General features: G+C 45.0%; 19 protein-coding genes and 1 pseudogene. 7 read left to right on the plus strand and 13 right to left on the minus strand.

Annotation, left to right across the window (positions count from 1 at the left end; all coding sequences use genetic code 11):
* Window positions 1–52: 52 nt before the first annotated feature.
* Window positions 53–664 (minus strand): curlin subunit CsgB, encoded by a 612-nt coding sequence (locus OCT63_RS10220; RefSeq protein WP_161688025.1) that lies wholly within the window; start codon window positions 662–664, stop codon window positions 53–55.
* 314 nt (window positions 665–978) lie between these two features.
* Here OCT63_RS10220 and OCT63_RS10225 point away from each other — a divergent pair, with 314 nt between their 5' ends.
* Genes OCT63_RS10225 through OCT63_RS10235 form a run of 3 tightly spaced genes read left to right on the plus strand, consistent with a single transcriptional unit; the run spans window position 979 to window position 2729 of the window.
* Window positions 979–1455: a curli production assembly/transport protein CsgE gene (locus OCT63_RS10225; protein ID WP_161674779.1), complete on the plus strand. Its 477-nt coding sequence runs from the start codon at window positions 979–981 to the stop codon at window positions 1453–1455.
* A gap of 10 nt (window positions 1456–1465) precedes the next feature.
* Complete coding sequence (locus OCT63_RS10230) at window positions 1466–1876, plus strand: curli assembly protein CsgF (RefSeq protein WP_060467253.1); 411 nt, start codon at window positions 1466–1468, stop codon at window positions 1874–1876.
* A 16-nt stretch (window positions 1877–1892) separates the two neighbouring features.
* The gene (locus OCT63_RS10235) at window positions 1893–2729 is read left to right on the plus strand and encodes a CsgG/HfaB family protein (RefSeq protein ID WP_060467254.1); all 837 of its coding nucleotides are present in this window, start codon (window positions 1893–1895) and stop codon (window positions 2727–2729) included.
* Window positions 2730–2900: 171 nt separating this feature from the next.
* Here the strand turns inward: OCT63_RS10235 and OCT63_RS10240 are convergent, their stop codons facing one another.
* Complete coding sequence (locus OCT63_RS10240; RefSeq protein ID WP_060467255.1) at window positions 2901–3788, minus strand: TraB/GumN family protein; 888 nt, start codon at window positions 3786–3788, stop codon at window positions 2901–2903.
* Between the two features lie 407 nt (window positions 3789–4195).
* Between OCT63_RS10240 and OCT63_RS10245 the strand changes: the two genes are divergently transcribed.
* The gene (locus OCT63_RS10245) at window positions 4196–6847 is read left to right on the plus strand and encodes a beta-N-acetylhexosaminidase (protein WP_269983672.1); all 2652 of its coding nucleotides are present in this window, start codon (window positions 4196–4198) and stop codon (window positions 6845–6847) included.
* Between the two features lie 238 nt (window positions 6848–7085).
* Here the strand turns inward: OCT63_RS10245 and OCT63_RS10250 are convergent, their stop codons facing one another.
* Window positions 7086–8168 (minus strand): ABC transporter substrate-binding protein, encoded by a 1083-nt coding sequence (locus OCT63_RS10250; RefSeq protein WP_269983673.1) that lies wholly within the window; start codon window positions 8166–8168, stop codon window positions 7086–7088.
* Window positions 8169–8351: 183 nt separating this feature from the next.
* Between OCT63_RS10250 and OCT63_RS10255 the strand changes: the two genes are divergently transcribed.
* Together OCT63_RS10255 and OCT63_RS10260 are read left to right on the plus strand one after the other, a co-directional pair.
* Window positions 8352–9404 carry a FecCD family ABC transporter permease gene (locus OCT63_RS10255; protein WP_060467258.1) on the plus strand — a complete coding sequence of 351 codons (1053 nt, stop codon included), beginning with the start codon at window positions 8352–8354 and terminating at the stop codon, window positions 9402–9404.
* Window positions 9405–9406: 2 nt separating this feature from the next.
* On the plus strand, window positions 9407–10174 hold the full coding sequence (locus OCT63_RS10260) for an ABC transporter ATP-binding protein (protein WP_161674787.1): 768 nt from the start codon (window positions 9407–9409) through the stop codon (window positions 10172–10174).
* Window positions 10175–10362: 188 nt separating this feature from the next.
* Here the strand turns inward: OCT63_RS10260 and OCT63_RS10265 are convergent, their stop codons facing one another.
* Window positions 10363–10809, minus strand: a complete 447-nt coding sequence (locus OCT63_RS10265) for a DUF411 domain-containing protein (protein ID WP_060467260.1) — start codon at window positions 10807–10809, stop codon at window positions 10363–10365.
* Window positions 10799–13613: pseudogene (locus tag OCT63_RS10270) on the minus strand (copper-translocating P-type ATPase). Before OCT63_RS10270 ends, OCT63_RS10265 begins: the two are co-directional and overlap by 11 nt.
* Window positions 13614–13914: 301 nt before the next feature.
* Between OCT63_RS10270 and gltX the strand changes: the two are divergent.
* The gene (gltX, locus tag OCT63_RS10275; RefSeq protein ID WP_269983674.1) at window positions 13915–15342 is read left to right on the plus strand and encodes a glutamate--tRNA ligase; all 1428 of its coding nucleotides are present in this window, start codon (window positions 13915–13917) and stop codon (window positions 15340–15342) included.
* 83 nt (window positions 15343–15425) lie between these two features.
* Here gltX and OCT63_RS10280 read toward each other — a convergent pair whose 3' ends face one another.
* Genes OCT63_RS10280 through OCT63_RS10315 form a run of 8 tightly spaced genes read right to left on the minus strand, consistent with a single transcriptional unit; the run spans window position 15426 to window position 23167 of the window.
* Window positions 15426–16649, minus strand: a complete 1224-nt coding sequence (locus OCT63_RS10280) for a beta-ketoacyl-ACP synthase (protein WP_269983675.1) — start codon at window positions 16647–16649, stop codon at window positions 15426–15428.
* Window positions 16646–17371: a 3-ketoacyl-ACP reductase FabG2 gene (locus OCT63_RS10285; RefSeq protein ID WP_269983676.1), complete on the minus strand. Its 726-nt coding sequence runs from the start codon at window positions 17369–17371 to the stop codon at window positions 16646–16648. The genes OCT63_RS10280 and OCT63_RS10285 overlap by 4 nt, the downstream gene beginning before the upstream one ends.
* Window positions 17368–17832 carry a hotdog family protein gene (locus tag OCT63_RS10290; RefSeq protein ID WP_060467263.1) on the minus strand — a complete coding sequence of 155 codons (465 nt, stop codon included), beginning with the start codon at window positions 17830–17832 and terminating at the stop codon, window positions 17368–17370. Before OCT63_RS10290 ends, OCT63_RS10285 begins: the two co-directional genes overlap by 4 nt.
* Window positions 17825–19024, minus strand: coding sequence for a beta-ketoacyl-[acyl-carrier-protein] synthase family protein (locus tag OCT63_RS10295; RefSeq protein ID WP_269983677.1), 1200 nt, complete (start codon window positions 19022–19024; stop codon window positions 17825–17827). The genes OCT63_RS10290 and OCT63_RS10295 overlap by 8 nt, the downstream gene beginning before the upstream one ends.
* Before the next feature lie 5 nt (window positions 19025–19029).
* Entirely contained in the window at window positions 19030–19653 is a 624-nt protein-coding gene (locus tag OCT63_RS10300) for a DUF3261 domain-containing protein (RefSeq protein WP_269983678.1), read from the minus strand.
* Window positions 19650–22022: an MMPL family transporter gene (locus OCT63_RS10305; RefSeq protein WP_269983679.1), complete on the minus strand. Its 2373-nt coding sequence runs from the start codon at window positions 22020–22022 to the stop codon at window positions 19650–19652. Before OCT63_RS10305 ends, OCT63_RS10300 begins: the two co-directional genes overlap by 4 nt.
* A complete protein-coding gene (locus OCT63_RS10310; RefSeq protein WP_269983680.1) occupies window positions 21994–22680 on the minus strand; it encodes a LolA family protein in 687 nt (228 codons plus the stop codon). The genes OCT63_RS10305 and OCT63_RS10310 overlap by 29 nt, the downstream gene beginning before the upstream one ends.
* On the minus strand, window positions 22667–23167 hold the full coding sequence (locus OCT63_RS10315) for an acyl-CoA thioesterase (protein ID WP_269983681.1): 501 nt from the start codon (window positions 23165–23167) through the stop codon (window positions 22667–22669). The genes OCT63_RS10310 and OCT63_RS10315 overlap by 14 nt, the downstream gene beginning before the upstream one ends.
* Window positions 23168–23224 lie beyond the last annotated feature (57 nt).

The raw sequence follows: 23224 nt of genomic DNA on the forward strand, positions 1-23224 counted from the left end.
ATGTTGCTGCTTCATCGAGAAGCAACGGTGAATCAAGCTTCCATACTGCACGCTAATTTGCTTGATTGATGTGAATTCTCATTGAACTAGACGCGTTTACTATTGCAAAGTCATGTCCATCTTGAGAAATACCCAAATTACTCCCCCCAGCCCCTGCCAAATATGCTTTATTGCCATTGCCTGTTTGGTCAATACTTAATTGGCTACTCTGCCTAGAGAAGTTTGCTTGTCCTATTACCGCCAAATTGTTATTTCCGTCTTGGGAAATAAGCGCTTCCGAGTTTATTCCGAGTTGTCCAATTACTGCATCGTTATTTGAACCATTTTGGTTAACCAAGGCTGTATTGTCTCTCCCTGATTGCCCTATAAATGCGGAATTAGATCCCCCGCGTTGTGTTATCTTCGCTCTGTTGTTCGCGGTAATACCAGTACTACTTTGTTTTATTATTGCTGTTGAATCAAAGGCGTTAGATATATTTATTTCTGAATAATTATCTAAGTCTCCAGAGGATAAATTTCCCAAATCATTATAATCATTAATAATATCTTGACTAACATGATATAAAAAATCCCCCTCTACATTTGAAGCAATAGCATTATTAAAACCTCCTGATAACAAGTATAAACAAGTTAAGCCGATAAGTGATTTTCGCCTAATTATCATTATCTTTACCTTAAAGTGTTCGTGGTTGTGATCTCTACAAAAATAAAAAACGTAGAGAAGTGAGTGAATCTTTATCTTAACGAAATCCTAGGCTTTCAATTTATGGGTAGCTATAAACTTATAGTTGAAAATATTTAATTGCATATATGCAATGTAACTAGTATTTTCCCGCTTCCCACCTACCTTAGTTAATTAATTTCCCATGGTAATTAATTCAAAAGTTTATATATGCCACTGTAAGCACGAATTACGCTTAACTTGGATTCAGGGAATCACTTTCTCATTTTGTAAATGGACTTTGAATGGGAGCCAATATGAAACTCAAGCTACTTACAATTACTTTTCTCTCTTTTGTTGTTCATGCCGGAGATAAAAGTCATGGTCTTGAAAATGGTGCCCCGTTAGAAAATGGAAAGAAACTTGAGGAGTCAACAAGCAACCTCAAAGAAAAATTTAATGATTTTAGTGAAGTTGATGGAATCATCGTGGATAGAACCATCACGCGTCTTGGAGAGGATTTCTATTTTTTCTTTTCGCAATCGCTCAATGATAGCTATCCCAACCTCAAGGAAAACTTGACGGTAAGAGAGAGGCCAACGGCGTTATCTGGAAGCATTATAGAGGTTCAACACTCTAGGAAACCTATCTTTCGCACAGCGTTATCCCCAGGTCGCAGGCAAGCGAAAGAGCGTGCAGATGATGCTACAAGAGTGGTCGGAAATTATATTATCCGATGGCAAGCAGAGCGGCTGTTCCAAGATACTTACGATCTAGACCATGATGAATTTTAAGGAGCCAAGGATGTCGATATTTTTCAGAAAAGTAGCGCTGATTGCGTTGCTAGTTTCGCCTTCGGTTTATTCGAGCGAGTTAGTCTATACGCCCGTAAACCCAAGTTTTGGAGGGAATGCTTTAAACAGTTCTCACCTTTTTAACCACGCTAATGCCATTAATGATTATGATGATCCGAGTGCAAGGGATATTTTTGGTGAGCGTGAGTCCGCTTTAGATCGGCTGGCTTCAAGCTTGGAATCACGTTTGATCAGCCAGTTACTTGCGGATGTAGGGAGTGGGAATACAGGGCAATTAGAAACGGATGACTTTTTCCTTAATATTGTTGATGACTCAGGCACCTTGCTAGTTCAAATCGTCGATAAAGCGACAGGAGAATCAACAGAAATCAGTGTTTCGGGACTAAACCCAGACCTCTAATCACAAGGATTGTGTTATGAAATCGATAGCCATCGTCTTTCTGGCCTTTGTGTTGGGGGGATGTACTTACTCTATGCAAATTCCAGAGACTTCTGAAACGCCCAAGCTTATGCCGAGAGGTTCAACTTATACTGACCTCATTTCTTTACCTCAACCACGAGGCAAAATATTGGTGTCTGTTTACGATTTCAGAGACCAAACTGGGCAATATAAGCCACAACCAAATAGTAATTTTTCAACCGCAGTGCCGCAGGGGGGCACATCGTTGTTAACGACATCATTGATCGATTCTCAATGGTTTGTACCTTTAGAGCGTGAAGGCTTACAAAACCTACTGACGGAACGTAAGATTATTCGTGCAGCTCAAAAGAAAGACAAGGTAGTGAACAATCACGGAGCCGATTTAACCTCGTTGAGTTCCGCTAATATTGTCATTGAAGGTGGCATTGTGGCTTACGACTCCAACATCGTTACCGGAGGAGCGGGGGCCAAGTATTTAGGCATTGGTGGTTCCGGGCAGTACAGAACAGACCAAGTGACCGTCAACTTAAGAGCGGTTGATGTGAGAACGGGTCAGGTTTTACTGAGTGTGACAACGACCAAAACCATCTCCTCTCATGAGATAGGCTTCGGTGCATTTCGATTTGTTGATTACAAAGAATTGTTAGAAGTTGAAATGGGCTATAGCCAGAACGAACCCGTAAATATTGCTGTGATGTCGGCGATTGATGCGGCTGTCATACATCTGATTGTAAAAGGCATGAAGCGCGGAATGTGGTCACCAGGTGACCCGAATGCGCTTGAAAACCCAATTATTGCTCGTTATTCAGAAGCGAGCACTGACATACTTTAAATAACCAAGTAAGTAGCAAAATAGGGTTATGCGGAAAACGGATCTTTCCCTTAGCCCTATTTTTTTTCGACTCATAAAACGTTCAGTTCAAGAGCGAAAGGGAAGAAAAAGTACGGGTTCTGTTATTTCGGTAATGGTTATATTCCGTCAAGACTATGATATCGAATTGAGCTAGCCGTCGACACTAACCTCAAATTGACACTGGGCCTTTTGGCTTTGTGATTGTTGAGTGACACTGAACCCCTTATCTTCTAATAACTGTAAAAGGTTGCCTTCGCCAATCAGGTGTAAAGTGCCGACGACCAGCACGTAGTGTCCTTTCGAATCGAGTTTCCAGTCATTGGCAGATAGTTTGTTTGCCCAATCAACGTTGCGATCCGTTAGAAATGCTTTCTCAAGCTCGGTGGGCATTTCAGAAAGCTCTGCAAAGTCCTCAAGCTTGGTGATATCACCGGCTTTCCAACTTTCAATTAGGCAGTGAACCACAGCATCAGTTTGGTCAAATTCTTCAAGGCTACTGACTAGCCACTCTTTACCGGAATCTTTCTGCCCTGCGATGAGGTCTATTTGAAATTGTAGAGCCTCTAAGCTGATGACGGGAACATCCGCGATTGCTGCTTTATAGGCGAGTGTGGCATCAACACCGTCAGCCGAACCATAACCAAGATTCTTCAACTGCTGCATCTGTATGGAGAGAGAGGTTGCCCAAGGGGGGGAACTAAGTAGCTGCTGGGTTGGTATATCCAATGATTTTGAGATGCTCGTTAATAATTGTTTTTGTTGTTTGTTTAATACATCACCCGTGGTCACTGTGGTCGTGGGATATACCACGCCTTTTGTCTTTCTTATATCCGTCTCGACAATTAATCCGTCACTCTCTTTTAACGTGTCAGTGATCTGTATGGGAAGCGGGTACATGCTCTCATCCCCAACGTGCACAGAACCTAAGATAGTGAGGGTCAGATCATCCTTTTTGGTTTGCCAATAAAGAGGTTCGGCGACAGCTTGCTTTGCTGAAAAGGCAAGTGTGAGTAGCGTAAGGTACAAGAATGTGCGCAAAGAAAGCTCCTTTAGAAAGACATAAACTCGTTAAAAAAGATTTTGACGGAGTTTTTTAACGGTTTTTTTTGAGAACAATGTCACGTTGTTTGTACAAAAAGTATAACAACACGAGCAAACTCTAAAACTTTTCTCTCTACGAACGACACGATTTTATGAAATCCTGTGAAAAGATTGTGATTTCATTCTCAGTTATTACGTCAAAACAAAAGTGACGGAAGTGTCGTTAAGTATAACCTTATGATTTTATTTAGATTAAATTTATCAGTATTTTTGAGATTTGAAGCCGATCACTGAATTGGCTTGATTTAATTCACGCAAAAAAATAAGGCCATATAGTTTATCTAACTTTCAGAAGCGCGCCACTTTGCTTCTTACTCAATTTTTTAAATTTATGGGTGAATACGATGTTGAAGAGAAACTTACTATCTGTAGCGGTATTAGCTGGCCTAGCGGGTTGTGCGGCAACACAAGCACCAGAACAACTGGTGGTTAATGCACTGGCTGATAACCTTGATGTGCAATATGAAATTCTAACCAATCACGGTGCGAATGAAGGTATGGCTTGTCAGGATCTCGGCGCTGAATGGGCTTCATGTAACAAAGTGAACATGACCCTGACCAATGACGGTGAAGCGATTGATTCGAAAGATTGGACCATCTACTTCCATAGTATTCGCCTTATCTTAGATGTTGATAATGAACAATTTAAAATCACTCGTGTCACGGGTGACCTACACAAACTAGAACCTACAGATAAGTTCGATGGCTTTGCGGCGGGTGAAGAAGTGATTCTTCCGCTGACGAGTGAATACTGGCAACTGTTTGAAACCGACTTCATGCCGGGTGCATTTGTTACTGCGCCAAATGCAGAACCAAAGATGATTGCTTCACTGAATACAGAAGACGTCGCGTCGTTTGTAACGGGTCTAGAGGGTAACAACCTTAAACGTACACCTGATGACAATAACGTAATGGCTACAGCGGTGACGCGTTTCGAAAAGAATGCTGATCTAGCAACTCAAGATGTATCAACAACGCTACTACCAACGCCAATGTCGGTAGAAGCGGGCGAAGGATCTGTGAGCATTGCTGGTGGTATTGCCCTACCAAAAGACGCATTCGATGCTGATCAGTTCGCTGCAATTGAAGAACGTGCAGGTGTGGTAAACGTAGATGTGAGTGGTGACCTTCCAGTAAGTGTTACCGTTGTTCCTACTCAGTTTACGGGTGATTTAGCAAAATCTGGCGCTTATGAACTAAGCATCTCGGAAGAGGGGGTTGCGATTAAAGCGTTTGATAAAACAGGTGCTTTCTACGCAGTTCAGTCTATTTTTGGCCTAATAGACAGTCAGAACGCTGAATCATTACCACAACTGTCGATCAAAGATGCACCGCGCTTTGATTACCGTGGTGTGATGGTGGATGTTGCTCGAAACTTCCACTCAAAAGATGCCATTCTAGCAACGCTAGACCAAATGGCAGCATACAAGATGAATAAACTGCACCTTCACTTAACAGATGATGAAGGCTGGCGTTTAGAAATCCCAGGTTTACCAGAGCTAACGGATGTAGGGTCTAATCGTTGTTTTGATTTGGATGAGCAAAGCTGTTTACTGCCTCAGCTAGGTTCAGGTCCAACAACAGACAACTTTGGCTCTGGTTTCTTTAGTAAAGCGGATTACGTCGAGATCTTAAGCTACGCAAAAGCGCGCAGCATCGAAGTAATTCCAGAAATTGATATGCCAGCACACGCTCGTTCTGCTGTGGTATCAATGGAAGCGCGTTACACTCGCCTAATGGCGGAAGGTAAAGAAGCGGAAGCAAATGAATACCGCTTGATGGATCCACAAGATACATCAAATGTAACCACGGTTCAGTTCTACGATAAGCAAAGCTTCATTAACCCATGTATGGAGTCTTCAACTCACTTTGTCGATAAAGTGATCTCTGAAGTGGCGGCAATGCACCAAGAAGCGGGCGTTCCACTAACGACTTGGCACTTCGGCGGCGATGAAGCGAAAAACATCAAGTTAGGCGCAGGCTTACAAGATATTAACGCAGAAGATAAAGTGGCTTGGAAAGGCAACATCGATTTGTCTAAGCAAGATAAGCCATTCCAACAGTCTCCACAGTGTCAGTCTTTGATCGCTGATGGTACTGTCAGCGACTTCGGTCACTTGCCAAGTCACTTTGCAGAGCAGGTATCTAAGATTGTTGCTGACAAAGGCATTCCTCATTTCCAAGCATGGCAAGATGGCCTGAAATACAGCGAAGGCGAGAAAGCATTTGCAACCGAAAGCACTCGCGTAAACTTCTGGGATGTTCTTTACTGGGGCGGCACTTCATCAGTATACGATTGGTCAGCAAAAGGGTATGACGTGATTGTTTCTAACCCAGACTACGTATACATGGATATGCCATACGAAGTTGATGCAGCAGAGCGCGGTTACTACTGGGCAACGCGTGCAACCGATACTCGCAAGATGTTTGGCTTCGCACCAGAAAACATGCCACAAAACGCAGAAACATCATTAGACCGTGACGGCAATGGCTTCTCTGGTAAAGGCGAAATTGAAGCGAAACCTTTCTATGGTTTGTCTGCACAACTTTGGTCTGAAACAGTACGTACTGACGAGCAATATGAATACATGGTGTTCCCTCGCGTATTGGCAGCAGCAGAGCGCGCATGGCACAGAGCAGATTGGGAAAACGACTACAAAGTGGGCGTTGAATATTCTCAAGAAACTAACCTAGTGAATAAGCAGGCTCTAAACAGCGACTTCAATCGCTTCGCGAATATTGTTGGTCAACGTGAACTGGCTAAGCTAGAAAAAGCGGGTATTGATTACCGACTACCAGTTCCAGGTGCTCAGGTTGTTGATGGTAAACTGGCGATGAACGTTCAATTCCCAGGTGTAGAGCTGCAATACTCTGCTGATGGTGAAAACTGGCTAACGTATGATGAGCAGCAACGTCCATCGGTTTCTGGTGAAACTTACATCCGCTCTATCTCTGAAAGCGGTGAGAAAGTAAGTCGAGTCACCTCGGTTAAATAATCGATAAGCAACCTTAATAGAAGGGCTCCCCCGTAATTTGAGTAAACAGTAGAAAAAGTATCTATTCGGGGAGGTGTGAGTTATAGCCCTTTATTCGTGATGTCTCTATATAAATGAAAAGCGTACACACTCTATAATGGTATGTACGCTTTTTTGTTCCCGAAGCTTCAAGGTGTGAACTCAGAAATGGCGTTGTCTAAAATTAATCGGCCAGCTTGTCAGGTATTACAGGGTAAGATTAGAGCTCTGTCATGAATGTGCCAGCCGGTTTTATTGGTAGATACTTGGCATAAAATGCTTCGTACTCTGCTTCTGGATTTAGGTCACTGAATACGTCTGGGTACATGATTTTTGCATAAAATTGAATCAAGGAGCCATCAATAATGGTACGGCAAGCACCGTGGTAAGCTGCGTACATACGATTATTTTTTACTGCAGAAATTGAAGACCAACCGATACGGTTTTTAAATCCTGCTAATCGTTCTTTTGCCAATGCAGACTCCACACCTTCCCCCATGATCATTGCGTCATCTGCACTGCCAGATTCATAGCCTGTCATTACAATCACATCTGGGTTAGCAGCGATGATTTGTTCTGGGTTTAATTTGCCCCACCACTCCACAAATGGAGAGGAGATGTTGTCACCCCCTGCCATTGTTGCGATAGCGCCCCACATGTTTTTACCAAATGTATAACCAACTTCATCAACACCAGAAGCGCCGTACTCGGTGTAAATTTTGGGCTTATCTAGGTTTGCTTTCGCTAATCGCTCGCCGATCATCTCAACATTCTTTTGATATTCATTGGCAATGATCTTTGCACGCTCTTGCTGACCAGTGATTTCACCAATTAGCTTCGTAGTCTGAACGTGGCGTTCAACGGTTTGCGCATTGTAATCTACGACAACAACGGCAATACCGGCATTCTTCATACGTTCAACGTCTGATGTCAGAGCTTTGAACTGCCAATCCGCAAGCATGACAACGTCTGGATTCAGGCTGATTACCTTCTCCATAGAAAAAGCGTTGGTATCTACGCGACCAATTTCTGGTATATCATCAAGCGATGGTCGATGTGTCACATACGCTTTCCAGCTCGCTGAGCGTGCCTGCCAAATGTACTTTGACATACCTACCACGTTGTCATAGGCCGCTTCTGTACCGATGGCCATGTAGTCTTCAGGGTAGAACCCCACAACAACTCGCTGAGCTGGCGAATCAAACGTCACCTCACGTCCAAGTACATCGGTTACGGTTGTTACTTCGGCAAATGACAGTGTGCTAATACATGTAGCAGCAAGTGTCAGTAAATATTTCAGCATCAACAAGGTTCCTTTTAGATTCAATGTGTGAGACGGCTCCAGATCCGTCTGTGGGAAGGTATATTAATTGTTTTGTTAATGATAATGCAACTAACTATCATTAATGATAATATCGCGTCCCTACCGCGAGTCCTTAGCCCGCCGTGTATCAACAATAAACAAAAACAAACTAGGTAATATGGCGTGCAATCCGAAGTATTAGAACAGCTCATCCAGCAACAGAGAAAAAGTGAAAAACGTCGATTTTGGGTTATCGGTGCTTTCTGTGTACTTATTCTGGCCACCTTTATTCTGGACATTATGACAGGTCCGTCTTTGCTCGATGCGACGAAAGTACTTCACTCTCTGTTCGAGTTCATCGGTTTGCCATACCAAGTCGAGCCGTCTACACAAATTATTGTGACCGAACTAAGACTGCCAATTGCAATAATGGCTATTGTTGTTGGTGGTGCTCTTGGTATGGGAGGAGCAGAGATGCAAACTTTGCTCAATAATACAATGGCGAGCCCTTATACGTTAGGTATGGCGGCAGCGGCTGGTTTTGGCGCCGCAATCACGTTGTATATGGGTTCATTCGGGTTAAGCAGCTACTACGCTGTTCCGCTGGGCGCATTTTTATGTTGTATGTTGTCTGCATGCTTTCTATTCTCGTTAGCGTCTACTCGTCATATTAGTTCCGGACAGCTAATTCTGGCTGGTATTGCCCTTTTGTTCTTGTTTCAATCGCTATTATCTCTGGTTCAGTTTGTTTCTTCGCCTGAACTTAGCCAACAGATTCTGTTCTGGTTGTTCGGTAGTCTGACAAAAGCAACTTGGAACACCGTCGCGGTTACGGCTGCTGTTGTTCTTATTGGCGGCGTGTTGTTGCTGAAAGATGCATGGAAGCTGACTGCACTTCGTTTGGGTGAAGAGCGTGCCAAAAGTGTGGGCGTAAACATCACTCGCTTGCGCTTCAAAACTTTATTTATTGTCGCGCTTATCACAGCCACGGTGACTAGTTTTGTAGGAATCATCGGCTTTGTTGGCATTGTTGCACCAAATATGGCGAAATCTATGGTGGGCGAAGATCAGCGATTCTATTTACCACTTTCTTTCTTGATTGGAGCTTTTCTGCTTTCTAGCGCATCTGTACTGTCAAAAACCATTGTTCCGGGCGCACTGTTTCCTATCGGTATCGTAACGGCAATCATTGGTGTGCCATTCTTCTTCTGGCTGATCTTGGCGAAGAGAGGTTAATCATGTTAGTCGCGAATAAAGTAAACATTAAAATTGACACGCTGACGCTTGCTAATAACTTTAGCTTCACGCTGGAGCCTGGTCAGGTTACTGCTGTTTTAGGGCCAAATGGCGCTGGTAAAAGCACCTTACTTAAGGCCATTTTTGGTGATGTGAATATGACAAGTGGCTCGGTTTCTCATTACGATGACGAACTCGATACTAAGTTTCTATCATCATGGCGCGCTAAGTTGGGTTACATGCCTCAAGATATTGGTTTACAAGTGAGTTTGAGTGTCATCGAAGTCGTGCTAATGGGGCGATTAGATAGCTTAAGTTTACGCATCGATGACAAGCTTCTTGGTGAAGGGTTACAAATACTCAACAGTATTGGCATGGCGGATTTGGCAAACCGTAATGTGAGCTCTCTCAGCGGCGGTCAACGCCAAATGATCCTTTTCGCTCAAGCGATTATGCGCAATCCTCAGATTATGCTGCTGGATGAACCTGTTAGTGCTTTAGACCTACATCATCAACATGTATTACTCAATCATCTTGTTACCCAAACTCGCGCGAAAAATTATGTGAGTATAATGGTATTGCATGATCTCAACCTTGCAGCTCAATATGCCGATAACCTATTAGTGATAAAACAGGGTGAATTAGTTAGTGTTGGCTCACCAAAAGACGTCTTGACGACAGAGTTAGTCAAAGAGATTTATCAAGTTGAAGCGAAAGTCCATCACGACGAAGACGGTGTCCCATTCATAAGAACCATGAAAGCCAGTTAGTAAAACTCAGTACTCTGAAATTGATTAAATTTCACTAGATAGACGCTTCTCAAAAGTTATCTAGTCATACTTATGAATATGCGGTGTGTGCAATATACAGCAACGGATTAGCGTCCTAGCCCATCCGTTAACTCCGCATTACCATACAGCTGATGACTCTTTATTTTTATAACGTAACCTTGGTTAACCTACTCTCTGTTTCCATCGTAGTGACGGTATTCAAACACCTGACCTTTCTCGTTAAACGCATACACAGAATACTCGTCTTTCTTATCGCCATACTCCATGCCCGGCGAGCCCATTGGCATGCCTGGAACTGCCAAGCCAATCGCATTGCGTGGTGGATTTTCTAAAAAGGCTTTCACGTCTTCTGCTGGAATGTGCCCTTCAAATACGTAACCGTCGATCTCTGCCGTATGGCAAGAAGCCAACTCTGGCGTTACACCTAGCTTATGCTTGATAGGGTTCATGTCATCGTGGAGCTTCTCTGTAACATCGAACCCGGCATCACGCATATGCTCTGTCCATTCTGTGCAGCAGCCGCAGTATGGAGATTTGTGGTTTAGAACATCAGTAGCCAAAGCCTGTCCTGACATTGCAGCAAGTGCTGTAAGAGTCATTAATTTACGAATCATGGTTAACCTCGTGAATCTGGTTTTTTGTTGATATTAGAATGTGTGGGTTTGAACAATCTCAGCCTGTTGGCATTGCTCACTACCGTAATTGACGACATCGCCATCGCAGCACCAGCAACGACAGGACTAAGCAGAAATCCGAAAAACGGGTAAAGCACACCGGCCGCAATAGGAATGCCAAGTGAGTTATAGATGAAGGCGCCAAACAGATTTTGCTTCATGTTTCTCACGGTCGCTTGAGACAGCTCGATAGCATTGCTCACAGAGAGTGGCGATGAGTTGAGGAGTGTCATTTGCGCACTTTCGATTGCCACGTCACTGCCGCTACCCATTGCGATGCCTATATCCGCCTGAGCAAGTGCTGGTGCATCGTTAATGCCATCTCCGACCATGGCAACACTCTTATATTGCTGTTGCAGTTGAACAATGTGTTGAGCTTTCTGCTCTGGAAGCACTTCTGAAATCACTTCGTCGATACCGACGTTTTTACCAATCGCTTGAGCAACTGAATCGTTGTCGCCCGTTAATAGCACGGTGTGAATTCCGGCAGATTTCAGTTGAGCTATAGCCTGTTTGCTATCCATTTTTAATGCGTCTGAAATGCCTAAGATGCCCTCCAGTTTTTGATCAATGACTACGAAGATTGGCGTCCACGCTTGTGTACGACAAAGCGCGATAAAGTCTGCGCCAATTTCAGTATCAACATTGAGTTGGGTTAGGTATTTAAGCGAGCCGACTTGAACGTGTTTGCCGTTAATGTTGGCTTGTACTCCAAGGCCGCGGCGGTTCTCAAATTCGCTGTGTGGGAGTGCTGAAACTTCTAGGTTTTCGGCATACTGGCAAACGGCTTTCGCAAGTGGGTGTTCTGAACCGACTTCAACCGAATAGGCGTAAGCCAGCAGCTCTTGTTCTGATAGGTTGTGATAAAACGCCTGCTGAACGCTTGGTTTGCCTTGAGTTAACGTACCTGTTTTATCAAACACGACAGCATCGATTTTGCTTGCTGATTGCAACACATCAGCGTCTTTGATCAGAACGCCAAATTCAGCGGCTTTACCTACACCGACAGTAATAGAGAGCGGAGTCGCTAGGCCTAAGGCACACGGACAAGCGATGATCAGCACGGTCGTCGATACCACAAGCATGTAACTGGCACTTGGCTGTGGGCCAACAAAAAACCAAACTAGGGCGGCAACAGCTGCGATCGCAACCACAACGGGTACGAAAACAGCAGAGATAGAGTCGGCTAGTTTCGCAATCGCAGGTTTGCTGCTTTGTGCTTGGCGTACCATTTGAATGATTCGAGCCAACATGGTGCTTGAGCCTATGCCGGTCGCTTCAATGATCAGGCTGCCATCACCATTAATGGTACCTGCTGAAACGCCATCATTAATCGATTTTACGTTGGGAAGCGGTTCACCACTCAACATGGATTCATCGATGTAAGATTCGCCCGATACCACAACACCATCAACTGGCACTTTCTCACCCGGTTTGACGCGCACTTGCATACCTACTTGGATAGCCTCTACAGCAATGGTTTGTTCTTTGCCATCAACGATGACCACCGCTTTTTGAGGCTGTAAATTAATCAGTGCTTGTAGCGATTTTGTAGTGCGAGCTTTGGCTTTGGCTTCGATGTAGTGACCCAAAGATATAAGACCTACTATCATCGCGCTCGCCTCAAAGTAGACATGGCGTGATGCTTCTGGGAACCATGATGGAATCAGCACAACCAACATTGAGTAGAACCATGCGGCGCCAGTCCCTAAAGCAACTAACGTATCCATGGTTGCACGTTTATGCATCAGAGATTGCCAAGCATTGCTGAAGAAGCTGCGACCTGAAGTCGCAAGCAATATAAAACAGACGACTCCGACCAATCCCCAAGCTAATTGGTCGTTAAATGTAGCAATGGTCATGCTGCCACCGAACAGGCCCCACGCCATCAGCGGGGCACCGATAACCAGCGCGCTGACTGAGTTTCTAAGGAAGGATCGTTGAGTGCGAAGTTGTTGCTCTTGCTGTTTTTGTTGTTGTGTTGCCGCATCATCAACAAATTCGGCGCCATAACCTGCGGCTTTCACCGATTGGATGAGTTCGTTTTCGATCAGGTCACGTGTTTTAGATGTGAAAACTAAGGCCGTTTGCTCGGCGAGGTTGATTTGAGCTTGGTCGACGAACTCATTCTTTTTTAGCGCTTTTTCGACTGAAGAAACACAACTCGCACACGTCATCCCCTCAAGAACAAGGTGATAAGTATATTGACTCGTAACGGGTTCTGTTGGCGTCGACTCTGCAGGCGTTGGTTTTGTATCTTCTTCTGAGCCTGAAGTCGATAAAAGCTCATTAGCTTCAGAGTAGGGAGTCGCGTGATAACCCACGCTTTCGATCAGCTCAATAAGCTCGGATTCAGAAAGCAGAGTAACCAGTAATAATTCCTGTTTGCTGACTTCTAGGTTTGAAGCTTGTTCGGTTTGCTCAAGCGCTTGAGTCAGTTTGTTCACGCACTTACCGCAGCTAAGGCCAGATAGCGAAAGGTGCAGTTCATTGCCCATGCTATAACCAAGCGTCGCAAGTTGTTCGTTGAGTTGAACGTAACTAGAAGGAGTCGAAATATCGATGTATGACGGCGATATATCATTGATCGTCGTATTGTCGAGAACGCCAAACAGTGTGCGAACTTTCTTCGCACAACCCATGCAATTTAGGCCGTTGAGCGCGGTGGTATAATGGTTCATATCGATACTCCAATTCTCATCTACGCTTAACATAAACCTTCCCGTAAGGGTAAGGTCAAACATAAATTAAAGAATTTGATCTTAGCGGTGTATCAGTTGGTGGATTCAATTTTGGAATATGAGAAGGATATAAAATAAGCGCGGTTATAATCTACTGGCTAAGGTAATAGTTTTGCTACTTTGAAGGCGGAATTCGGCTTTCTATCATCGCTTTCGTACAACAACAGCACATTAATCATTCACTACTGATTGTAGATTTAAGCGGGGGTGATAAAATAGCGCCCAAAATTTAGTGATATTTGGTCATTACAGGCTTTGTAATCGGCGCCACTAAAAGAATCACCTACATAATCAAGGTATTTAAATGACGGTTAAAACTCGTTTTGCTCCTAGCCCAACTGGCTATCTTCACGTTGGTGGTGCACGTACTGCACTTTACTCTTGGCTATTCGCTAAAAACCAAGGCGGTGAATTCGTTCTACGTATCGAAGACACAGACCTCGAGCGTAACTCTCAAGAAGCGGTTGATGCAATTCTAGAAGGCATGCAATGGATGGGTATGGAATGGGATGAAGGTCCTTACTACCAATCTAAGCGTTTTGACCGTTATAACGAAATGGTTGATAAGCTACTTGCTGAAGACAAAGCATTCAAATGTTATGCATCTAAAGAGACACTAGACGAAATTCGTGCAGAGCAAGAAGAAAACAAAGAAATGGCTCGTTACGATGCGAACCACCCTAAAATTGTTGCAGCAAACGAAGCAGCAAAAGAAGGCGATGCGTGCGTTATCCGTTTCCGTAACCCTAAAGAAGGCAGCGTCGTATTTGATGACCAAATCCGTGGTCGCATCGAAATCGCTAACAGCCAACTTGATGACCTAATCATTCGTCGTACAGACGGCGCTCCTACTTATAACTTCGTCGTGGTAGTGGATGACTGGGATATGGGGATTACACACGTTGTTCGTGGTGAAGACCACATCAACAACACACCTCGTCAAATCAACATCTATGAAGCACTAGGTGCGCCAGTTCCAACGTTCGCTCACTGTGCAATGATTCTTGGTGATGACGGTGCGAAACTTTCTAAGCGTCACGGTGCTGTATCTGTAATGCAATACCGCGACGAAGGTTACCTACCTAATGCGCTAAACAACTACCTAGTTCGTTTAGGCTGGTCTCACGGTGACCAAGAGATCTTCTCTCAAGAAGAGATGATTGAATTCTTCAGCCTAAAAGCAATCAGCAAGTCTGCATCTGCATTCAACACTGACAAGTTACTTTGGTTGAACAACCACTACATTAAGACTTCTGAGCCTGAGTACGTTGCAAAATACCTGCAATGGCACCTAGACGCACAGAAGATCGATACAACAAACGGCCCAGCGATCACTAAAGTGATCAAGCTAGTTGGCGAGCGTTGCAACACGCTTATCGAACTTGCTGAGCAATCTCGTTACTTCTACGAAGATTTCTCTGAGTTTGAAGCTGGCGCAGCTAAGAAGCACCTACGTGGTGTTGCTAAAGGCCCACTAGAGCTTGCTCTTGCTAAGGTTGAAGCACTTGAAGATTTCACTACTGTAAACATCAAAGACGGTGTGATTGCAGCAGTATGTGAAGAGCTAGAGATCGGCATGGGTAAAATCGGTATGCCACTTCGCGTAGCAGTAACAGGTGGCGGTCAGTCTCCTTCTGTTGATGCTGTGATGGAACTTGTTGGTAAAGAGCGCGTAATCGCTCGTATCAAGATGGCTCTTGAGTTCATCGCTGAGCGTGAAGCTAACGCTTAATTGAGCGATTGCTAGATTCAAAAAAGGGTCAGTAACTTGGTTACTGACCCTTTTTATTTGTCTTAAGTTTTATCGAGCTAAGCTTAGATTTTTTTGAAGATGATGGAAGTATTGATTCCGCCAAAAGCAAAGTTGTTGCTCATCAGATATTCAACATCCAATTCGCGACCAGAACCTGTGATGTAATCGAGCTTACCGCACTGCTCATCGACATTCTCAAGGTTTAGGGTTGGGCTAAACCAACCGCTGTGCATCATCTCTAGGCTTAGCCACGCTTCAATCGCACCACATGCGCCAAGCGTATGGCCAAAGTAGCTTTTCAACGAGCTAATAGGCACTTCACCAAAGATATTCGCTGTTGCGTTACTCTCTGCAATATCGCCTTTTTCAGTCGCCGTACCGTGTGCAGAAACATAGCCAATCTTCTCAGCTGGAAGTTGTGCGTCTCTCAGTGCTTTCTCCATACAAACTTGCATGGTTTCCATCTGAGGTTGGGTCACATGAGCGGCATCGCAGTTGCTGGCGAACCCAATGATTTCAGCGTAGATCTTTGCGCCGCGAGCAACGGCATGTTCATACTCTTCAAGAACAAGCGTGCCTGCACCTTCACCGATCACTAAGCCATCGCGCTCGCTGTCGTAAGGACTAGGGGATTTCTTGGGTGTGTCGTTTTTTAAACTGGTAGCAAAAAGGGTATCGAAAACGGCAGACTCAGTTGGGCATAGCTCTTCACCGCCACCAGCAACCATCACGGTTTGGTAGCCGTGTTTGATTGCTTCATAGGCGTAACCAATTGCTTGGCTTCCTGAAGTACAGGCACTGCTGGTGGGAATCACGCGGCCGCGTAGGCCAAAGAACAGTCCTACGTTTACCGCAGCGGTGTGTGGCATCATTTGAACGTAGGTGGTCGCGGTGATTGCTCGGGTCGATTTCTCGTTCAGCATCACACCGAACGCTCCAACGGCATCGGTACTGCCCGTTGAAGAACCGTAAGCAATACCTGTTTCGCCATTGGTCAATATGTCGTGACCAATCAGCCCTGCTTGCTCGAGTGCGTTTTCTGACGCAACGGTGGCTAGGCGAGATACACGACCCATGCCACGTACTTGCTTACGTTTATAGTGTTTAGGAAGTTGGAAGTCATCAATAGGCGCGGCGAGTTTAGTGTTGAGACCATCATACTGCTCGAAGCTTGGCATATATTGAGTCGCATTTTTACACGCTTTCAATTTTGGTTCGATGTGCTGCCAATCATTACCAAAGGCAGTAACACCAGACATGCCTGTTACAACAACGCGGCGGGTCATACTAAGCCTCCATTCACTGAAATCACTTGGCGAGTAATATAGCCCGCAATATCTGACATTAGGTAACTGACTAGGCCTGCCACTTCTTCTGGTTCGCCCATACGGCGCAGTGGTACTTGAGGAAGCGCGTGATCTTTCACGTGCTCATCAACCATGCCGGTATCAATTAAGCCTGGAGCGACACAGTTTACCGTGATCTTGCGTTTTGCTAGCTCTAAAGCCAGAGACTTAGTCGCACCAATCACGCCCGCTTTTGCCGCCGCATAGTTAGTTTGACCACGGTTACCCATAATGCCAGATACCGACGCCAGAGTAACGATTCGACCGCCTTTGCGTTTTTGAACCATTGGCATCACGCACGGATGAAGTACGTTGTAGAAGCTGTCGAGGTTGGTATGGATCACGCCATCCCACTCTTCTTCCGTCATGGCTGGGAATGCTGTATCACGAGTAATTCCGGCATTATTTACAACACCATAGTAAGCGCCATGCTCGGCAATATCAGACTCAAGCTTTTCGCGACATTCGCTGCGATTGCTAATATCAAATTGGATAAGACGTCCAGCGCCACCCAATTCGGTAATCGACTTTAATGTGTCTTCAGCACCTTGCTTGTCACCCATGAAATGAACGGCGATTTCAAATCCGTCTTTCGCGAGTTGAATAGCGATCGCTTTACCAATGCCTTTGCTGGCTCCGGTGACTAAAACCTGACGGGTCATGATGGGCTCCTAGTTTTCATTTCTTGTAATTTTTGTTCGGTTGGCACGTAGACGTTGAGTTGGCATTGAGCCACTAACTCGCCTTGGTCTTCGACTCTTGCGGTAAACACGGCCATACCGCTGTCTTCCATAAGCTGTTCAGCGTAGATATCAAGGGTCTGACCTTGAATAAACTCATCACACAGTGATTTATAACGACGAGAGCCGAGTAAGAATCCGATTGGAGGAGTGGTACCGTTTTTAAGTGCGTGATATCCAGACCATGCCGCGACAGACTGCGCCATAAATTCGATGCCAACATAAGCTGGTACCGTTTGAGATTCGGCGTCAAAGAACAGATTATGGTCATCAATATCGACCTGACAGTGGATCGACAACGCCTCTATGCTAATCGCACGATCGATTAAAATCATCGGATCATCGTGTGGGAGAAGTTGCTCTATAGAAGGGAGTTCAGTCATTTACTACACCAAAAATCAGGCTAATGTTGTTGCCACCAAAAGCGAACGAGTTGCTCAAGATGTTCTTTACTTTAAGTTTCTGGGTACAGTTTACCAAATCAATCTCAATATCTTCAGCTTTATCCTGACATTTTTGTAAGGGAAGCGGTAAGTCATATTTCAAAATATGCCATGCAATTGCAGCCTCAATCGCACTTGCTGCTCCTAGAGTATGCCCGGTGAGCGGCTTGGTTGAGCTAACGGGAACCTTGTTTGCAAAAATGCGGTGAATGGCTTTGCTTTCCATTGAATCATTGAGTGGTGTTGCAGTTCCGTGAGCATTGATATAACCAATGTCTCCTGCTTGTAACTGTGCAGAATATAAAGCTTTTCTCATCGCTTGCTCGGCGCCATTTCCCTCAGGGTGGGGAGCTGAAATATGGTGTGCATCAGAGCTATCCCCACAGCCTAATAAGGCAATGTTTGGTGTGTTCGGGTTTGTATTGTTAGCATTCAGTTTTGCTTTGCTGAGCAACATAAACGCCGCTGCTTCACCTATGTTGATGCCATCTCTAGTGGCACTAAATGGCTGACAATGTGTGGTAGAAAGAGCTTCAAGGCCATGGAAACCATTGAGCGTCAGTTTACACAGTGTATCAACACCGCCAACCAACACAGCATCAGCCATTCCTGATTTTAATAAACGTTGGGCAGTGAGAAATACACGGCCACTTGATGAGCAGGCGGTTGAGATTACGTAGTTCGGCCCGGTTAATGAGCAGTATTGGCTAACGAATTCGGAAGTGTTCCCTAGCTCTTGTTTTGAGTAGTGATAATGTTCGGGAAAAGAACCTTGGTCGAGTTTGTGCTTAAAAGCGGCCTCACCGTCCGAAATTCCCGAAGTACTGGTGCCGATAACCACTGCAATTCTATCTGCGCCAAACTGAGATTTTGCTTGCTCGATAGAATCTTTAATTTGATTTAGAGCCGACAGTGCCAATTGATTATTGCGAGTGGCGTATTGCGTGAGAGTAGACGGAACCTTTGGTAGAGCACTTGCGATCTTGCCAACGACAGTGTGCTTACCATCGTTAAGCATATCGCTCACTTCAACCATGTTTGATTCACGTTCGTCTTTGAGACATCCATGAATGTCAGCAATACTTGAGCCTAACGCTGAGTGGAAACCACAATCTTGGATATAAATAGGCATAGTGTTTAGCTCTTACTTGGGTTGTCGACAACCGTTGAGTTCAACGTTTGTATGGTGATGGTGTAGCCCTGGGTCAAATGTTTGAAGACAATGTTGCCTGCCATTTTGTGTGTACCAGGATCGGCTTGGTAATCAATTCGAATGATTGCCTGCTGGTTGTCATCAAACACGGTGCGGCTGTTGTCTGTGTCGACCAAGTGCCAGCCGATACTTTGCAGAGGCTGAGCCCATGCTTCTGCAGGCCACAAGGTGAGCATTAAATTAAACAGTACCTGTTCGGGCTGAGGCAGTGTAGCCCCAAGACCAGATAGTACTTGTGTTTCAATAGCTTGGTTTTGGTATTGCAGCGATAGGATGCGCGTACCCCAAGAAGAGAAACCCGCTAAAACGACTTTATCCGGTGTGACTTCGACTTGAACAGGCAGTTGCTGGGTATCGTCTTGCCATGTTGCGCTGATCAACTGGCTCGCAGTAAATGAGTATCCCAGTTCAGCAGGCAGCGGCAAGGCTAGCTCGGTGTCTTTGTCGATTGTGACACTTGCGCCTGTTGGCTGTTGAGACACCATCGAACAAGCGCTGAGTAGTAAGCCCAATCCAACGGCGAGCGCTATCTTGATTATTTTGTTCATCTAAAAGCCTCTCGAGAGTTTGATTTTTCCGCTGCTTGTTCGTTGTTGATTGCAAGTGGCGAAAGCAACCACGCGATGAAAATACCAGTCAGGACGGTAACACCGAAGCTATGAATGGCATGAGTCTGACTCAGTGACAATAAGCCAAATGAGAGTAGCGTCGTGAGGCCTGACAAAGTAATCGCTAATAAGGTGCTTAATGATTTCTTCTGCTCAGCAAAGAACAAGGTATAGTCGATACCAATCCCTAAAATCAGAATCAAGCCTAGCAGATTAAACAGGTTTAACGTTGAGCCTAAAATGCCCGTGATCGCCAAACCTGCCACTCCGGCAATCAATGACGGCAACAGCATTAACAGACTTTGCTTCACACCGTAACGCCAACCTAACACCATTCCGATAGCCGCAAACGCTATCAATAACAGCTCGGTAATTTTAACGCGGTACTCAGCAAATAGAGATGAGATTTCATCTGCTTTATTGAGGTATTTCACACCTTGTTGTTGAGCAAAGCTTGAATCTAACCACTTCGAGAATAGCTCAGAATTAGTAACCTCTTTGATCATGATAACCGACGCCGCTTGGTTATTGATTGGTTGCAACCAAAGTGGGCGAATCGGCTCGGATACCGGAGATGCCAAAAACTCATCCAGTGTGATGGGGTGGCATTTTGGTAGCTCTGGGAAGCTCGACCAACCGAGTGTGGTTTGTAAGGTCGCGCTTTGGTTAGCGTAGAGTTGTTTAACCAACTGATAGTTGTCGTGTTGCGCTTGCTCACTTGGCAGGTGTTTATTGATGCTGCGATAGCCAGAGATACCTTGCTGAGCGACCAACGAATCTAACTCAGAGCTGATCAATGCTAATTTGTTCAGTAACGCCTGATTATTTTTCGCAGTCACCAACAGCATGTTCTGAGCATTACCTAATCCTGAGATTTCAGAGATAGCCTGCTCTTGTTGTTTGAGTTGGTCAGGCATCGCCTGCAGTTGTCGAATATCGTCGTCGTAACGAACTTGGCTGATTGACGCCACGCTAATAACGGTGACGATGAGCGGCAAGCCGATTCTGAACTTAGGTTTGCTCCATAAGTTTAGCCATGTGCACCAAAGGCTAGCCAACGGAAGCGCACGCTCTTGGCTTGGCTTGAAGGCTAATACTGGATACCAACACACCACACTGGCATACGCGGCAATAAGCCCAATAGATGAGAACAAAGCAAGTTGTTGTAAGCCAGGGAAAGGAGCCACCAGCAGACCTAAATAACCTATCAAGCTAGTAAGTAGCCCTAGGGTAATTGCAATGAAGATATGCTTTAGACCTTTATCACTATGCCACTGGCTTCCCGCTGACAAACGATCAGTGAGATAGTGAAAAGAGTAATCGATGGATACGCCAATTAAGCTGGCACCAAACACCAAGCTAAATAGATGCACCTTACCGAAGATAGCTACGGTGCTCGCCAGTGCGACCAATAACCCCGTGCTGATTGAGAGCAAAGACAAGGCAAGCGGCAGCGCGCTACGAAACGTCAGCCACACCAATAAAATTACGCCAGCCAATGAGCCTAAGCCAATGGTGCTGATTTCAGACTTCGCACTTTGGGTGCCGTAATTTGCGTAGAAAACCACACCAGTGTGCTGAACTTTGACGTCAAACTGCTTCTCGATTTTTCGCTCTAAAGTATCTAACGCAGGAAGTTGTTCTTGAATCGCTAAGCTATAAGGAGAGCCAGCTAACGTCGCGGTAACAAGAATGTGTGATTGATCTTGTGTTTGTGCGGTTAGATAACCCTCTTTAATCCCAAAGTTACTTGAACGGGTGCCGACCGTGCTTATATAGTCACGAAATAACAGGAACGGGTCTAAGGTTAACTCGGTCGCTGTCACGCCTGAAAAAGGGTTATACAAGGATTGAATCACATATTGAGCGCGCGATTCTGGTGCATGAGTCAGTGTTTCTTTCTGTTGTTCGGTCAGCAGTTGAGCGCGGTGACGAAAATAGAAGTCACTCCATTGGCTTTGTGTGCTCGAGTTGATTTTTCCTTGAACATGTTTGAAGAGCACTGAACTGTCAGAAAAGACGTCTTGATTGAGCGATGTCTCAAAGGCTTGAGTTGCTGCCATGGTGCTCTTGATATCAGATCCACTCAAGATGAACACCACTTGCTCACTCATCGAGTTGGAAATTTGCTGAAAGGCTTGTTCGACCATGGGATCTTGTTGGTTTTCTGGCAGCAATTTTAGGATGTTGCTTTCAATCGGTACTGAAGAATAAAAAGCGAACTGTTTGATCAACAGTCCGCTAAAAAGCACTACGATAACTAGCCAAACAAGGGCAAGCTTAGAGTTGAAATTGTTGCGCTTCGGCATCTGACAATACTTCCGGTTGATGGCTTAGCTGGCTGAATTCGATCACCGTGCTGTCTCCACGAATCTCTTTTAGCTCGATTCGCTCAATATCACTGTTGCCTTGTAGCGTGATGGCTTCAAATACCGCATTCATTGGTGCACTTTTTGGCGTTAGGATAAGCGTCCATGAATTGTTGCCTGTTTTCTCGTCTGGGCTTTGTATTGTTGCAGCCTCGAACGACAGAGAGAATTGTTCTTGAAGTTTTTGTGTATCACCGTGGAACACTGATAGGAAAAGATGGCTGAAATAAAACGCCATTGGGTTTTCTTTATCGGTGATGATTTTAGCGGGTTGGTCGGCAAACCTTTGGCTCAATTTGTTGTCGGTGAGCACCAAGTTCACCGGAAACGGTGACGTTTGCGTCCAAAGTAGGCCACTTGATTTGTCTAACAGGAATGTACCTTGTGACGTCAAAGGTTGGGCAAACATTTCCATATTGCGTGTTTGAGTAAACTCGCCACGAACAATGTTATTTTCGCTGAGCACCGTTTGCAGCTCTGAAATAGAACCGACGGGAGCGGTGTTCTGATTCGCGGTAGCAAGGTCACTCGACATCATCGCAGCGAGTCCTAACAGCAAGACGCTGATGTGTTTACGACTGCGTTTAAACAGACTCATGATTCACCTGTTGTGGGTTAGAGGCTTGGGATTGATGTTCAGCTAGGGGCAAGCACCCGAATTGGTGCCAATGCTCGACTTTATCAGTAAACACTTTCGGTGAAGCGAAGCACATCTCTTGCTCTTCAATGGTCACGGCAACCTGCATGGTGTGTGCTCGTGTCATGCGAGCGCCTGTGTTGGCATCGTGAATTTCGTAATCAACGCGCAGACGGTTTTCCCATTCAGTCAACTTAGCCGATACCTTGATCTGATGATTAAACGGTATCGCTTTGATGTATTTCACGCGGGTATCGATGATAGGCCACATGTAGCCAGAATCCTTCATCTCATGATAGTTGTACTCAATCTTATCCATCATGATGCGTCTTACTTCTTCAAAAAATCGGAAGTAGTTGCCGTGATAGATCACGCCCATCGGGTCGGCATCTTGGAATGAGGTGATAAGTGTCACCTCAGATTGTAACGGATGAAGGATTTCAGACATAAATCGCTCTCAACAATATTGCGTAAAGGGTTGGTTACTATATGAACTTAGCTACTT

The sequence above is a fragment of the Vibrio sp. RW genome (assembly GCF_027587105.1).
Lineage (GTDB): Bacteria > Pseudomonadota > Gammaproteobacteria > Enterobacterales > Vibrionaceae > Vibrio > Vibrio toranzoniae.